Source organism: Streptomyces sp. 11-1-2 (genome assembly GCF_003595545.1).
GTDB lineage: Bacteria > Actinomycetota > Actinomycetes > Streptomycetales > Streptomycetaceae > Streptomyces > Streptomyces hygroscopicus_B.
The window spans coordinates 2,724,678-2,739,230 of the sequence record NZ_CP022545.1 but is presented as its reverse complement, the minus strand read 5'-3'; the positions used below and the strand labels follow the sequence as shown (position 1 = coordinate 2,739,230).

Below are 14,553 nucleotides of genomic sequence, written 5' to 3'. Positions count from 1 at the left end.
GCTTGATAGCTATCAATTGATAGCATTGAACGGCGGACGCCCCCGCGCCTCGAAGGCCGTGGCGCTGCTCAGGCAATCCACCGACTCATGGATGAGGAATCCCCTATGGAGATCAGCGGAGCAGTAGTACTCGTGACCGGAGCGTCGTCAGGCATCGGAGGGGCCACCGCACGCGCCGCCTCCCGCGCCGGTGCGCGCGTGGTACTCCTCGCTCGCCGCGAGGAACGCATCCGGCAGCTCGCCAAGGAACTCGGCGAGTCCGTGGCCCTGGCCGTGCCATGCGATGTGACGGACCGGGCCCAGGTCGCGGCGGCCGTAGAAGCCGCGATCGAGAAGTTCGGGCGGATCGACGTCCTGGTGAACAACGCAGGCCAGGGGCTGCAGGCGACCGTCGACGCCATCGACCCCGAGGACTTCCGGGCCGTCCTCGAACTCAACCTCGTCGCACCCCTGACCGCGACGCAGGCCGTCCTTCCGCAGATGCGCAAGCAGGGAGCCGGGGCCATCGTGAACGTGGGCTCCGGGATCATCTGGTCGTCGCTGCCCGGATCCGGCGCATACTCCGCTTCCAAGGCCGCCCTCGCCAAGCTCTCGGCTATCGCCCGCGTCGAACTCGCCGACGACAACATCGCCGTGTCGATGATGTTCCCGTCGATCACCGAGACCGAGTTCGTCAGGACGGTCCGCGGCGACGTCGCAGACGCGCTGAAAATGGAGGGCTCCAGCGGCTTGGTACCCCAGTCGCCCGAGGGCGCCGCCGACACAATCCTCGATCTGATCAGGAGCGGCGCCGAGCAGGCCGACCTCGTCCCGGAGGAGTACGGCGGCACGCTCAAAAGCTGAGCCACCGAAAACTGAAAATACCCCGACGCACGTCATGAGGCCGGGCGGGCAACGCCTTCCGCTGCTGTCGACGAAGCACAGCCGGCAGCGGTGGAAGGATACGCACCACCCGGTCCGTTACCGAAGGAAGAGACACGGCACATGGAGATAGGCGTAGGGCTGCCGGGTCATGTCACCGGAGTCGAGGAGCGTACGTTGGTGACGTGGGCGCGGCGGGCCGAGGAACGGGGATTCGCCTCGCTGATCGCCAGCGACCGCCTGGCCTGGTCCACTCCGGAACCCCTGATCACACTGGCCGCGGCAGCCGGGGCCACCGAACGCATCCGGTTGGTCACCAGCGTGCTGCTGGCCCCGCTGCACACCAACCCCGCATTGTTCGCCAAGGCCGCGGCGACCTTGGACCGGATCGCGGGCGCCGGACGGCTGCATCTCGGTCTCGCTCCCGGAGCCCGCGAAGACGACTACCGGGCGAGCCACCTGGACTTCAGTACTCGAGGGCGTGCCCTGGACACACTGGTGGAACGCGTCACCGCCATCTGGCGGGGTGAAGAGGAGGTGGGCCCGGCCCCGGTCACCCCCGGAGGGCCGCCACTGTGGTTCGGCGGCACATCGAAGGCGACGCTGCGGCGTATCGCCTCCCACGGCACCGGATGGATCGCCGGAACCGGCGGAGACATCGACGAGTTCACCACATTCGCCACCCACCTCCACAGCCGCTGGAAGGAGGCCGGCAGGCAAGGACGTCCGCGCACCAGGGCCACGGCGATGTTCGCCCTCGGCGGCCACGCACACCGATCCCTCGCCCGCGCCGTCAACGACTACTACGCCTTCGCCGGCCCCGACTACGTCCGGACCGTCATCGACACAGCGGCCACCACCGCCGACGTGATCCACGCAACCGTCACCGCCCACGAAGCAGCCGGACTCGACGAACTCGTCTTCGTGGGCAACCACACCGACCCGAAACAGATCGACCTGCTCGCCGACATCCTCGGGGACAAACTCACCTCCCCGAACAGCACAACCAGGGCGCCGGACCGCTCACATCGAAGGAACCAAGATGCCGAACGAGTTGAACCACTTCATCGTCCACTGCCGTAACCGGCGAGAGTCCGCTGCGTTCCTGGCCGACCTGATGGCCGCCCCCGCCCCCTTCGACTACGGCCGGTTCACGCAGGTCAACACATCAAACAACGTCGGCATCGACTTCGCCGACGACTTGGTCCCCGCCGACCGCATCAACGAAAGCCACATCGCATTCCTCGTAACCGACGAAGAGTTCGACGCAATCCTGGCCCGCCTCAAGAAGAACTCCGTCCCCTTCTGGCCGAACCCGGTCAAGATCCGCGAAGGCGAGATCAACCACCTATTCGGCGGGCGCGGCCTGTACACACTCGACCCCGGCGGCACGGTCCTGGCCGAGTTCATCACCACGCCCTACAGCTAAGCTTGTTCTTTATCTACCAAGATCTTCCAGGCTTGCCGATGGCCTTGAGAGTCTCGGGGTGTTTGACGGTCTTGCCGACGGCGTAGCGGGGTGCCCGGTGTGTGTTCTTGACGCCGGGTGGCGGTCCGGGGCCGGCGCCTCGGGGTTTGGGAACACGGGCCGGTCAGGCGAGGTAAGCGCGGATGTTCCTGAACCCCCGGCGGACCCGGGCCGGGGTGAGCCGGTCGGAGGTGGTGGGTTTCTCCCAGGGGCGCCGGAGGTCCGCGGCGAGCGGCCGGGCGAGCCGGAGCTGGGTGTGAGCGATGATCAGGATCCAGGTCCAGCGGTCCGCCGCCTCGGGAGTACGGAGTTCGGAGTGGTCCAGCCCAGGGTCTGCTTCGCGAATCGGAAGGTGTGCTCCAGATCGAAGCGGCGGAGAAATGCCTGCCAGAAGCGGTCCACGTCGTCCGGAGTGGCGCCGGTCTTGGAGGACCATAACCACACCGGCGGGGCCTCCCGGTCCTTGGACAGATGCTCGACCTTCGGCCGCATCAACGTCCCCTCGACCAATGGCAGTTCACCATCGTGGTCAAGCCAAGAGGAGCGGTGGGTGAGCCTTTTCCTCGAGGACACCGCGCTCGCCGGAGACCTGCGCGCCGCGCCCACCGTGACGCCCGCCGCCGCATACCCGCACGGAGCCACCGTCGACTTCGTCGCCACCCGTGGTCCCCACCACCTCCAGCTGCGCGTCCACGAACGCGGCGTCGGCGAGACCCGCGCCTGCGGCACCGGAGCCCGCGCCGCCGTCGTGGCCGCCCGCGCCCACCAACCGTCCCCGCCCCTGGCCGTCGACTACACCGCGGACCTGCCCGGCGGGCGCCTCCACATCGTCGTGCGTCCCAGCGGGGCCATAGACCTCACCGGTCCCGCCGTCATCACCGCTCAGGGCACCCGCTCCCTGACGACCGGATCATGGCTGCTCATGCCGACAGGCCAGCGCGGATACATCTCGCCACGTGGCTCAGCACTCCGCACCCCACCCGACCCCGATTCGGCGACCCCGGCGAGCTGTCCGACGCACTACGGCACATCGACCAGACCGGCGCCGCCTGACGTAGACCGAAGCCGCGTGCCGATGGCCCGAGCCCGGACGGTGGGGACGGGGGAACGGTGGGGTGCGGCCTTTCCGCCCTTCCTGTTGGTGCCACATCGGTTGACACCCAGGGCTGAACAATCCTCCTCCTTGCTTGCCGTGAACAAGTGCGGATCGCACCGAGAGAGAGGTGGAATAGGGAGGCGAAACTGCGGAGCGGACCCGATCTTCCCCGGTGCTATGGGGATGAGGGCAGCCAAGCGGAGGGGAGGCTGACAGTCGCAGGAACGGGAGTGCCGACGGCAGTAAGCAGCCCACCGGGGGCCGGCCCCGTCGCGTGGTTGAAGGCCACTGTGCCGCCGGAGAACGTCGCGCTGAAGAACTCAACCCTGCTCCCCGAGAACATCGTGCTGTTGAAGGTCACCGTGCTGCCGGAGAACGTCGCGCTGGAGAAGTCCACCGTGCCCGAGAAACACTGCGCCTAGGAAGTTCATGGTGACGCCAGTGAGGTCGAGATCGCATGCCTGCCAGGAACGGTGAGTCCCCTCGGGGCGCCGGTAGTGGTCGCCGATGATGCGCAGGATCGTGTGCCGGACCTTGCGGAAGGCCAGGTAGCGGTGGCGTTCTTCCTGGCGAGCGGGATCGTCACCGGTGTCGGCGGTGAAGGGAAGCTGGAGATAGGCGCACAGAACATCGATGCACGTCTGGCGCAGCCCGTTGTCGGGTGCGTCGTCAGCAAGGCCGGCAAGGGCGTGAACGCCACCGAGCCGGACGGCCGGGGAGTCGGAGCCGAGCTGTTCGACGGCCTGGGAGAAGCGCTCGGTATGGAGCCGGGTGGCCTCCCGGTGAGCGCCTACCTCGTCGACGCGCTGGCGACGGTAGGCAACGACCAGGGCGACGAGCGCGCCGGCCCCGGCGACCACTCCGAAGGAGAGCTTCACCAGGTCGAAAAGCGTCTTCGCGTCGAGCTTGGCGGTGCTGTCGATCCCCCGGAAGCCCAGAAGGACCACCAAACCGTAGAAGACACCGCTCGCGACACGAACGCAGCAACGAAGGTGACGGCCAAGGCCCGGCCGACCCTCCACAGTCGCAGCTCCTGGTCATTCGGGGTTGGTCGCGGCCGTCGCTTGGCTGTCATGAAGGTGGAGACAACGCTCGGAGATCTCCGGTTGCAATGGGCGGTGGAAGCAGGGGCGCGAGAGAACGATCCAGCCTCCCCATCGGATTGGATCGGCGTCTAAGCGATCACCGTCGCCACGGCAGCCGAGGCTCCGAGTCGATCGACACCTCGAAGAGGCCATGGTCCGAGGCCCTGACCCCCTTCACTGCGCAATAGCGCCCGCAGCATCCCGAATGTGGTTGGCAGTAGTCACCCGATCTCCTCGGTTCGCTGACTTTCGTTACTGGTGGACTCGCGTATTCAACTGTCGCGAGTACTGCTGCCCAAGCGTCGTTGCAGTCACTGTGTGTGCTGGGGGGCGTCGCAGACCTGTTGACCGGACTATGGGAGGACACGCCGGGCGGGAGCGCATCCCCGCTCGGGAGTCGACGGCTTCTACGACTGGGCGGTGGCATCGGATCGCCGCTTTGCCAGGATGCGCCGGTTCCCGCCCGGAGCCGGCCGCGTGGTCAGCCCAGTGCGGGGCGTGTGCGGCGTGCGGTGTGTGCGGGCCGCCCGACTGCGGCGTACCAGACCAGGGCCGCACATATGAAGGCCGTCGCCGCGGAGACCAGTGACCTTGTGAGGGTGTCGTTCCGTGCGCCGGAAACGAGGGCGATGGCCAATGCCACCGTCAAGGTGATGACGGGCAGCGCACGGGTGCTCCGCGTGGCGCCTGGAGCGGCGGCCGGCGGCAGCAGCCAGGTTGCGAGGCCGTAACAGGCACAGGCCAACAGTGTGGCTCCCAGCACTTCGCTGGGCCGGTGGCCGCCCATGGTCGCGCTGGCAGCGGCGATGCAGGCGAGCCAAAGCACACCGGCCGTGGCGACGTAGGGGCGGATGCGGGGGGAAACCACGAGGACGGCGGCGAGAGTCAGCGCGGCGGGGATGGCGGTGTGCCCGCTGGGGAAACCCTGATCAAGGAGATTCTCGGGCGCGCCCACCAGATCGGGGCGGGGCAGGATCGATTTGAGCACCTCCTTGCCTCCGGTCGTGAGAATGACGACGCCGAGCGCCGCGCACCCCGGCCACCAGCACCGCCGCACCAGGGTGAGGACCACGATGACGGCCAGGCCCACCATCAGGGTGGGCTTGGCGCTCAATTCCAGCGGCGGCAGGGGCGTCGAGCCGTAGGCCGATCCTGACAGGGGATAGATCCATGCGTCTTCGCTGCCCTCTGAACCGAGACCAAACAGGGCGTTCTCAGCTCGTTGCCCCCACGGGGTGCAGATGGCGAGCAGGTAGAGCGTCAGGAACCCCAGGGTGTAGAGCAGAGCCGGCATCCACGGCCGTGTCGTACGCGACGGGCTGGGGTCGGCGGGGGCCTGCCTTGAGGCCGCCGGACGGTGCGCGGGCAGGGCCGGAGAATCGTGCTGAGTCATCGCTCTGTTTCTTCCGTTGAGGGGAGTTAGGGTCCTTCTGACGGATCTCCGTGGAAGAAGGAGCGGCGTCAGGGGGCACCTCCCAGCGGTAGCTGGGGGAGTGTGCTCTCGGCGTGCCGCGCGGAAGCCCTCGTAGCGGAGCTACTTGGGTTTTCGCGCGGTGCGGCGAGAGGGCGTGCCGGGCGTCGCGACGCCGCGGAGATCCGTCAGAAGGGCCCTAGGTCACGCACGTCTTGTGGCACGACGTGGGCCGCCGGGCTCGGCCGGCCCACCAGGGGGCCGCTCCTATTCGGCGAGTGCCTGCCCCTGTCGGCGCTGGGCGGTGAACGCCAGGGCGGGGAGGGGTGCGATCAGCAGGATGAGGACGACCAGGTCCGGAAGGGACTGCATGAACGCATCCGGCTGGACGACGATCGCCTGCGTGCGGACGATCGCGACCGCCGCGACGGGGATCAGCCACCGGCGGTCGCCGGTGGCGGCCGTCGCCACCCACGCGGAGATCAGCGCGGTGACTTCGAGGGCGAACAGGCCGCGTTGGAAGGCCGGACTGACGGAGATGATGTGCAGGCCCCCGGCCACGAACATGGCGAGCACGACGGGGGCCAGCCAGCGGTACGAGCGGCGTCGCAGGCGGCTGGGACGGCAGAGCGCCAGCACGGCGCACGTGGCGCACAATGTCCCCGAGAGCACCAGGTCACGGGCCGTTATCGGGGCGCCAAGACCGTAGTAGCCCAGGCCCGCCATGCCCTCGTCGCCGAAAAGGGTGCGGCCGTGGGTCGTGGCGCCGGCCCAGATCATGGCTGCCGCGGCCGGCAGCGCGATCCACGGTCTGCCACGCAGCAGCGCGATCAGGCAGCCCAGCGGGAGCAGCCCGTAGGGCAGCAGCCGTATCCGCGTGGGACCTTCGGCCCACGGGTACCAGCCGGAGAAATGGAAGGCGATGGCGTGCTGTTCGGGGTCGATGTGCAGTGCCCAGTGCCACACATCCTGCAAATACGGAACCAGCGCCAGCGCGGCGAGGGCGAGAGCGGCCAGATGGATGCCGTCCAGCCACCACGGCCGCGCCGTGTCGTCGACGACGGCACGGGCGCGGGCCTGCACCCCGGCGCGCACCAAGGCGGCAACTTCCCGCGGCGGGGGCCAGGAGCGGCCGGGATACGCCTCGGCCAGGCAGCCCAGCAACTCCTCTCCCTGCCGGGAACGGTAGGGCTCGGGATAGGCCGCAAGCAGCAGACGATTCATGCCGGGGCCACTCCGGCATCCCGCGAGCGTCCGATGACGACGGCCGCCGCCTGCTGCATCCGCAGCGCCTCCCGGCCGAGCGCCTCGGTGCCGTCCTCGGTGAGCCGGTAGTAGCGCCGCGCCCGCCCGTCCACGATCTCCTCATGGCAGGCGGCCACCAGCCCGGCCCGCTCCATCCGCTCCAGCGCGCCGTAGAGCGTGCCGACAGCGATCCGGAGCCGCCCGTCGGTGGCCTGCTCGGCTGCCTTGATGATGCCGTAACCGTGCAACGGTCCATCCATGAGCGCAGCAAGGATGAAGTACTGCGGTTCCGTCAGGGACGGGTTCCTTCGTGTCATGCGTCGAGCATATATCGAGCTACGAAATATATCTGCCAACCCTGGGTGATCGCCGGCAGTGCCTCCACGCCCGCGGCGAGCGTGTCGGGCTCGAAAAGTCATCGCTACTGGTCAAGCGGTGTAGTGGTACTCGTTGATGAGGCCGCCGAGGACGCGTGTGCGCAGGAGTCTGCGTGCGTTGAGGTTGTGCACGGTGATGGGCTGCTGCCCGGCGTCAGGAGGTAGCTGGTCTCGGCTTCGATGAGGGCGATGTGTGTTGTAGTGCCGCTGGTAGGCGGCCAGGACCTGTCGGGCGCGTGCCTCGTTCGTGATCAGGATGTGGTCGAGGGCCTCGCGCCGGATGCTGCCGATCACCCGTTCACAGTGGGCGTTCATCCGCGGCGTTCGTGGCGCGCTCTTGATCACCTCCATGCCATCGGCTTCGAAGACGGCGTCGAAGGACTGTCCGTGCTTGCCGTCGCGGTCACGGAGCAGGAATCGCAGGGACTCCATACGCGTGTTCAGGTCGGCGGCTACGTTCCGGGCCTGCTGCACGGCCCATTCCCGGGTGGGATGGGCCGTGACGCCTGAGATGTGGAGGCGCCGGGTGCCGTGTTCGAGGAAGGCGAGCGCGTACAGTCGGCGTCCGCGCACGGTGTCGAGATGGAAGAAGTCTGCCGTGATGATGCCCTCGGCCTGGTTCGTGAGGAACTCGCGCCAGGTTGGGCCGGTGCGGCGTGGGGCTGGATCGATGCCCGCGGCTGTCAGGATGTTCCATACGGTGGATGCGGCGATCGGGTGCCCCAGGCGAGCCGGCTCGCCCTGGATCCGCCTGTGGCCCCACCTCGTATTTTCCCGGGCCAGTCGCAGTATGAGCTTCCTGAGCGCCGCCCTGGTCGGTGGTCTCCCGGCCGGGGCGCGTCGCGCGTTGTAGTCCCATTTCGCCGCGATGAACCTGTGATGCCAGGCCAGCAGGGTGCCGGGCGTGATCGGGAAGACCCCACGCCACCGGCAGCGGGGTATCAGCCCGGACAGCGCAGCCAGCCAGAATCGATCAAAGGGCTCATACCGGACTCGGCCGTGGATCTGACGCCTCAACACCGCGTTCTCGTGCCGCAACACGAGCAACTCCGCGTCCTTCGTGGCCTGGCTGCGCAGCAGTACCCGGGGGATGGACAGTAGCTTGCGGGCGATCTTGTACACCAGTGAGACGGTCACGCGGACATGCTCTCAGCCGAGGCCGAATACCTGACGTCACCTGCAGCGACGACTTTCCGAGCCCCACAGGCTGCGCGGTCGCCGACATCCGCGCTGGTGACCATCACGCCCAGCAGCAGGCCGAGGGTGTCGACCACGACGTGCCGCTTACGGCCGTTGATCTGTTTGCCGCCGTCAAAGCCGCGGCTGTCGGCGCCGACGACGGCGTCCGCCTTGATGGACTGCGAGTCGATCACGCCGGCCGTCGGCTCCGCGTCCCGGCCCAGCCGCTCGCGGACCTGGCCGCGCAGGCGGTCATGGAACTCCTTGACCAGGGCGTGGTCGCGCCAGCGGCGGAAGAATGCGTATACCCGGTCCCACGGCGGGAAGTCGGCGGGCATCGCCCGCCACTTGACGCCGTTGTCCACGAGATAGCGGATCGCGTCCAGCACCGCGCGGTGGCAGTATCCCTCCGGCCGGCCGCCCCGCCCGCGCATCCAGCCCGGCGTCGGCAGCAGCGGCCGGACCTCAGCCCACTCCACGTCCGTCATGTCCGACGGGTACCGGCGCTGCCGCTCGGGCCGGACAGCCGCGTTGCCGTACACGTGCGCGAGGCAATCACACGTTGGAGCGGCCGAGTTGGACTGCCCGGCCGTCGACACGGAAGACTGCGGCACCGGGGCCTCCTGATGCTCTATGGATTCGACACCCACGAGCTGTTCAGGAGGCCCCTTCCTCATGCTCTGGCCACGGCAGGATCACCCGACCGAGAACCCGCGTTCGACTGCCACCGCTCAAGATCGAAAAGACAACAGCTTCTCACACCCCTGGAGACACGACAGCGGTTCCGCAACGACCAAACACTCGCAGTGCAGAAGAAGAGTGTCCAGGATCATGGGGGAACTTCACCTGAAGAAGTGCGGGTCTGTGGCCGAGTTACGCGGAGCGGCCGAATCCTGGTCGGGCGAGAGGTTCGGGGAGACCTGTGAGCCGAATGCCGGCGTGGGTCTTGTAGCGCCTGTTGATCCCGATCAGCAGCGCGGTGATCCGCTCGCAGACACCGCTCATGTCCAGCAGGCCGCAGTCGACGGTGCGCAGCCCGGGGATACGGTCGATGAGATCCGCGGCCAGGACCTTGTCGGCCGTGTGATCGCCGCAGAGCAATACGTCCTCGTCCAGCCGGAGATCGATGTCCTGCAAGGTGGCGGCGCTGACCGTCTGCAGAGCCGAGACCACGCTTGTGCCGTCCGGCAGCAGGGCCTGGGCCTGTTCGGCGGCAGAACCGGCCCAGGGGACGATGGGACGTAGGCCGCGGGGGCCGACGGGCAGAAGGGGCGCGGTCGTGTCGATGACCAGTTGTCCGGGCTGGATGGCTTTCGCAATGGAGCGCATCGTCTCGACGTGTGCGCTGAAGGGCACGGCGACGACCACCGCCGCCGCGCCTTCGATCATTGTGGTGTTGTCCCCGCCGACCGCTCCGGGGAGTTTGTCGGCGCAGCTCTGCGCCGCTTCTGTACGCCGGGATCCGATGCGGACGTTGACGCCGCTGTGGGCCCACCGGGTGGCGAGCCCAAGACCGAGGGCGCCGGTGCCGCCGACGATGGCGACGGTGTTCTCGTGATGTGTTCTTGTGCTGGGAAACGGGTCCGGCTGAGTGACTGTCATGGGTGATCGCCTTCGGTCGGCTGGTTCGGGAGAAGAGAATGCTGGTCATTCACTGAGGGGGTGGCTCTGTGCGTTGTGTGCGGGGCCGATCCACACGCTCTTGACGTTGGTGAACTGACGAAGTCCGAAGGCGCCCAGCTCGCGTCCGTAGCCGCTGCGCTTGATGCCGCCGAACGGCAGCCGCGGATCGGAGGCGACGGTCCCGTTGACGAACACCGCGCCGGCCTCGATGCCGGGAATCAGGCGATCGGCGCGCTCCAGGTCGGTTGTCCACAGCGCGGCGCCGAGACCGAATTCGGTGGCGTTGGCGATGTCGACGGCCTGGGCCGGGTCCTTCGCGGAGACGACGGCGGCCACCGGCCCGAACGTCTCCTCCGCTGCGACAGCCATCGTCGGGGTGACCTGGTCGAGGACGGCAGGTACATAGAAATACCCGGGGCCGTCGGGGACCGTGCCGCCGGTGACGACTCGGGCGCCCGCTGCGGTGCTGCGCTCGACCTGGTCGACGAGGTCGGAGCGAAGACCGGACCGGGCGAGCGGGCCGATCGTTACGTCTCGGCGGAACGGGTCGCCCACGGCCAGGGCAGCGACACCGGCGGTGAACGCGTCGGTGAATTCCTCGACGACCGTTTCCTCGACGATGAACCGCTTGGCGGAGATGCAGCTCTGCCCGGCGTTGTGCATGCGTGCGCTGACCGCCGCCGCGGCGGCGGCCGGGACGTCCGCGTCGGCGAGGACGATGAAGGGGTCCGAGCCGCCGAGTTCGAGGACCTGTGGCTTGAGGTGGTGCGCGGCCATGGCAGCGACGGCAGAGCCCACTTCGGTCGATCCGGTGAGGGTCACGGCGTGGATGCGGGGATCGGCGATGAGGTCCGGCACCGCGTCGGGGCCGACGAGCAGCGTGGTGAACAGACCGGGCGGGCAGCCGGCCCGGTCCCAGATGTCGGCGATGGCCAGGGCACAACGCGGCACGTTCGAGGCGTGTTTGAGCACGGCACCGTTGCCGGCCAGCAGCGCGGGCGGCGCGAAGCGGAACACCTGCCAGAGCGGATAGTTCCAGGGCATGACTGCCAGGACGAGGCCCAGCGGGTCGAAGGCGACGTGGCTGCGGGCGGCCCCGGTTGCCACGGGCTGGTGCATCAGTAGTTCCGGTCCCTGCGTCGCGTAGTACTCGCAGCACCAGGCGGACTTGTCGACCTCGGCTTCCGCTTCGGCGATGGGCTTGCCCATCTCCTCGGTGATGAGTGCGGCGAGTTGGTCGCGTTCGGCGCGCAGTAGCGCGGCGGCCCGCTTGAGGTGCTCGGCCCGTGCCGGTACGGGTATCGTCCGCCACCTCCTGGCGGCGAGGGATGCCCGCTCGACTGCCGCGTCGACAGCTGTCGGCGAGTGGGGGGTGAACTGGGCGATGACTTCCTCGGTGGCCGGGTTGACGGAGTTGATCTGGTGAACGGCCATGGTGGCCTCACTCCCTGGGGGTTGACGTGATGGTCCGCGAGGGGCGGGCATGTGCGCCGGTCGGTGTCTCGGGGCGCTCCTCGCGTGGCCGGATCAGGCGACGGAGGTGCGGCCGACCAGCTCCGGATCGGGGCCGCTCCACAGCACGTCGTCGCCGGCGACCCGCTCATGCGCGGCGGGCGAGGCAAGCGCTTCGAGGACTTCGCCGGCGACCTGCTCGTACCATCGCGCCACTTCGGCGGGATAGTCGGCGTAGCTGCCGTTCTCCCGCAGGACGGGCCCCTCGACGGTCGGGATGTCCGTGACGCCGTCGTAGGTGACGGTGTAGGGCTTGCCCAGACGGGTCGCTGTGGGCGCGTCGATGGTTGCGTCCAGCTTGATCCACCGGCCGTTGAGGAAGGCTTCGCCGAGCGAGTGCCAGGGCAGTGGCCGTCCGACCGGCCCTCCCCACAGGGTGCGGACCTCCGGTGAGAGGAATTCCATCTTCGGGGCGTCGAGCGCCTGGAACGCGATGCGGGCAGGGATGCGGGCGGCCCTGGACAGGGCGACGAACGAACTCGCCTTGCCCATGCAGAAGGCGACGCCGTGGGCGAGGACGTCGCTGGCCGCCGATTCGCCCTCGGCGAGATAGCGGAACGAGGCGAGGATGTCGTAGGGCAGGTCGCGGACGTAGTGGTAGATGCGGCCCAGTCGTTCGCTGTCGGTGGTGGCACCGTCCGTCAGCTCTCGTGCGGTGGATACCACGAGCGGGTGGTCGGAATCGATGTAGGCGGTCGGCCTCAGGTACGCCTCGTCGATGGTGGTGAGCTCGTTGTGCGCGGTCGTCTCGGAGGTCACGGAGTAGCCCTTCGTTGAGTCGTTGGCGTCGTGGTCGCGCGGCTGGGTCAGGTGAGTTGCGTGTGCTGTGCGGGCTTGATGTGGGGCAGGATCTGCTCCCCGACGACGTCGAGATAGGTCGAGTCCGCGACGTCGGGGATGGTGAACAGGAAGTGGTCGATGCCGGCGTCCTGGTAGGCGCGGATGCGCTCGACACAGGCTTCCGGCGTCCCGGTGATCAGTCCGGTGTCGGGAATCGACTGGAAGCGGGTACGCAGCTCGTCCTGCTGTGCCGAGGAGTCGGTCGGTGCGAGCAGGGTGGTGATCGACAGGCGCAGGGTCGCCGGGTCGCGGCCGATCGCCTCGCACTCACGGTCCAGGAACGCGCGGCGCTCCGCGCACTTCTCGGCGGGCCACCATCGGACGTTGACGCCGTTGGCGTGCCGGGCGGCGATGCGGTGGACCCGCAGCCCCTCGCCGCCCACCCACAGGGGCGGATGCGGCTGCTGGAGCGGGGGCGGATCGCAGACCGCCCCGTCGATGCTGTAGAAGTCGCCGTGGAAGGCCGGGTGCGGGTCGGTCCACACCTGGCGCATCACCTGGAGCGACTCGCCGAGCGCGGTGACCCGGTCCCCGGTCGGGGGGAACGGGATGCCGTATGCCTCGTACTCCTGCTGGAACCAGCCCGCGCCCATGCCCAGGTCCAGTCGGCCGCCGGAGATGACATCGAGGGTGGCGGCCATCTTGGCGAGCACGGCGGGGTAGCGGTAGGAGTTGCACAGCACACTGGTGCCCAGGCGCACGGTGGTGGTGTCGCGGGACAGGGCCGACAGCGCGGTCCAGCATTCGAGCAGCGGGACCGACTGCGAGCGGCTCTGCTGGGCGCCGCCGTCGCTCTCGGGTCCGGCGGTGATGCCCGCGTCCCGGACGTAGTCGTCGGGGCTGAGGGTCAGGAAGTGGTCGCACAGCCACACGGAGTCGAATCCGTAGGACTCGGCCGCCTGCGCGGCGCGGACCATGTCGGGATAGTTGCCCACGGCGAGGCCGCGGATGGTCAGGGCCAGGATCAGCCCGATGTGCGGCTGGGGCTCGTGGGCGGGACCCGCGCCGGAGGGATCGTCGTGGTTCATGGACGTCGCCTTTCTGTCATGTCGGTCATGCCGACCGGGGCACCGGAGACGGTGCGGGGAAGCGTTACGGTGAATCCGTAGCGTTCCGGGCGGTAGTGGAAGATCACGACTTCCAGTGGACGGTCGTCGTGGCCGAGGCTGACCCGCTCCAGGACGAGCACGGGTGCGGACTCGTCGATCTCCAGCGCCGCGGCGACGTCCGGAGAAGCTGCGGCCGCGTGGATCTGGTGCCGGGCCTGCGCGATCCGCACCCCCAGGCGCTGCTCCCACATCGTGTACGTGGTCTCGGTGGCGGGTTCGCCGGAGCGCAGCGGCCCGGCCGCCTCCAGCACCCGCGTCGGGAGGTGGATCGTGACGAGCGCGACCGGCTTCTCCCCGTCCCCGTACCGGCGCCGGATCGTCAGTACCTCGGGCTCCCCGAGGACCTGCGCGACGTGGGGCGCAGCGGATTCGACCCCGAAGCCCAGGACGTCGATGTGCGGTGTGACGCCCTGTTCGAGCAGGACCTCGGTGATGGTGCGCACGCCGGAGGACAGCTCCTGGTCCACCGGTTCGGAGACGAAGGTGCCCAGTCCTTGCTTGCGTACCACCCAGCCCTGCGACTCCAGTGCACCCACGGCGGCACGGACCGTGATGCGGCTCAGACCGGTCTCAGCCATCAGCTCCCGTTCCGTGGGCAGCCGCGTTCCCGGCGGCAGCTGCTGCTTGAGGATCAGTGCCTTGATCTGCTCCGCCAGCTGCGTCGTCGCTGATGTCCGGCCCCGTTCGATCCGGAATCCGGCGGCCGACAGGTCGAAGCGGGGCTCGTTGCCCATGTCAGATGTCATA

General features: G+C 68.6%; 15 protein-coding genes and 1 pseudogene. 5 read left to right on the top strand and 11 right to left on the bottom strand.

The features are described 5' to 3' along the window. The first annotated feature begins 105 nt into the window (after window positions 1-105). The 3 genes from CGL27_RS11390 (at window position 106) to CGL27_RS11380 (ending at window position 2,290) form a co-directional block, all read left to right on the top strand. Window positions 106-843: an SDR family NAD(P)-dependent oxidoreductase gene (locus tag CGL27_RS11390; RefSeq protein WP_037953782.1), complete on the top strand. Its 738-nt coding sequence runs from the start codon at window positions 106-108 to the stop codon at window positions 841-843. A gap of 141 nt (window positions 844-984) precedes the next feature. Next, the gene (locus CGL27_RS11385; RefSeq protein WP_119986365.1) at window positions 985-1,944 is read left to right on the top strand and encodes an LLM class flavin-dependent oxidoreductase; all 960 of its coding nucleotides are present in this window, start codon (window positions 985-987) and stop codon (window positions 1,942-1,944) included. Further along, complete coding sequence (locus CGL27_RS11380; protein ID WP_020867395.1) at window positions 1,904-2,290, top strand: VOC family protein; 387 nt, start codon at window positions 1,904-1,906, stop codon at window positions 2,288-2,290. Before CGL27_RS11385 ends, CGL27_RS11380 begins: the two co-directional genes overlap by 41 nt. 13 nt (window positions 2,291-2,303) lie before the next feature. Here CGL27_RS11380 and CGL27_RS51890 read toward each other — a convergent pair. Further along, window positions 2,304-2,887: pseudogene (locus CGL27_RS51890) on the bottom strand (transposase); the annotation flags it as partial. A gap of 816 nt (window positions 2,888-3,703) precedes the next feature. Between CGL27_RS51890 and CGL27_RS50915 the strand changes: the two are divergent. Both CGL27_RS50915 and CGL27_RS50910 read left to right on the top strand, forming a co-directional pair. Continuing rightward, a complete protein-coding gene (locus CGL27_RS50915) occupies window positions 3,704-3,847 on the top strand; it encodes a hypothetical protein (RefSeq protein WP_205587673.1) in 144 nt (47 codons plus the stop codon). 75 nt (window positions 3,848-3,922) lie between these two features. Next, window positions 3,923-4,603 (top strand): hypothetical protein, encoded by a 681-nt coding sequence (locus CGL27_RS50910; RefSeq protein WP_205587672.1) that lies wholly within the window; start codon window positions 3,923-3,925, stop codon window positions 4,601-4,603. Window positions 4,604-4,991: 388 nt separating this feature from the next. Here the strand turns inward: CGL27_RS50910 and CGL27_RS11365 are convergent, their stop codons facing one another. From CGL27_RS11365 to CGL27_RS11320, 10 genes are all read right to left on the bottom strand, one after another. Then, window positions 4,992-5,903, bottom strand: coding sequence for a phosphatase PAP2 family protein (locus CGL27_RS11365; RefSeq protein WP_119986361.1), 912 nt, complete (start codon window positions 5,901-5,903; stop codon window positions 4,992-4,994). A gap of 285 nt (window positions 5,904-6,188) precedes the next feature. Continuing rightward, entirely contained in the window at window positions 6,189-7,145 is a 957-nt protein-coding gene (locus CGL27_RS11360; protein ID WP_119986359.1) for a hypothetical protein, read from the bottom strand. Beyond that, on the bottom strand, window positions 7,142-7,483 hold the full coding sequence (locus CGL27_RS11355) for a helix-turn-helix transcriptional regulator (protein WP_119986357.1): 342 nt from the start codon (window positions 7,481-7,483) through the stop codon (window positions 7,142-7,144). Before CGL27_RS11355 ends, CGL27_RS11360 begins: the two co-directional genes overlap by 4 nt. Before the next feature lie 111 nt (window positions 7,484-7,594). Beyond that, complete coding sequence (locus tag CGL27_RS11350) at window positions 7,595-8,680, bottom strand: integrase core domain-containing protein (RefSeq protein WP_119986355.1); 1,086 nt, start codon at window positions 8,678-8,680, stop codon at window positions 7,595-7,597. Continuing rightward, a complete protein-coding gene (locus tag CGL27_RS11345) occupies window positions 8,677-9,210 on the bottom strand; it encodes an IS5 family transposase (RefSeq protein WP_240450467.1) in 534 nt (177 codons plus the stop codon). The genes CGL27_RS11350 and CGL27_RS11345 overlap by 4 nt, the downstream gene beginning before the upstream one ends. 385 nt (window positions 9,211-9,595) lie before the next feature. Beyond that, window positions 9,596-10,324 carry an NADPH-dependent F420 reductase gene (gene npdG / locus CGL27_RS11340; RefSeq protein WP_119986353.1) on the bottom strand — a complete coding sequence of 243 codons (729 nt, stop codon included), beginning with the start codon at window positions 10,322-10,324 and terminating at the stop codon, window positions 9,596-9,598. 45 nt (window positions 10,325-10,369) lie between these two features. Beyond that, window positions 10,370-11,779: an NAD-dependent succinate-semialdehyde dehydrogenase gene (locus CGL27_RS11335; protein ID WP_119986351.1), complete on the bottom strand. Its 1,410-nt coding sequence runs from the start codon at window positions 11,777-11,779 to the stop codon at window positions 10,370-10,372. Window positions 11,780-11,872: 93 nt separating this feature from the next. Further along, window positions 11,873-12,616 carry a transglutaminase family protein gene (locus CGL27_RS11330; RefSeq protein WP_119986349.1) on the bottom strand — a complete coding sequence of 248 codons (744 nt, stop codon included), beginning with the start codon at window positions 12,614-12,616 and terminating at the stop codon, window positions 11,873-11,875. A gap of 47 nt (window positions 12,617-12,663) precedes the next feature. After that, the gene (locus CGL27_RS11325) at window positions 12,664-13,725 is read right to left on the bottom strand and encodes an LLM class flavin-dependent oxidoreductase (protein WP_119986347.1); all 1,062 of its coding nucleotides are present in this window, start codon (window positions 13,723-13,725) and stop codon (window positions 12,664-12,666) included. Next, window positions 13,722-14,552, bottom strand: coding sequence for a GntR family transcriptional regulator (locus tag CGL27_RS11320; RefSeq protein ID WP_240450466.1), 831 nt, complete (start codon window positions 14,550-14,552; stop codon window positions 13,722-13,724). Before CGL27_RS11320 ends, CGL27_RS11325 begins: the two co-directional genes overlap by 4 nt. Window position 14,553: the final 1 nt, after the last annotated feature.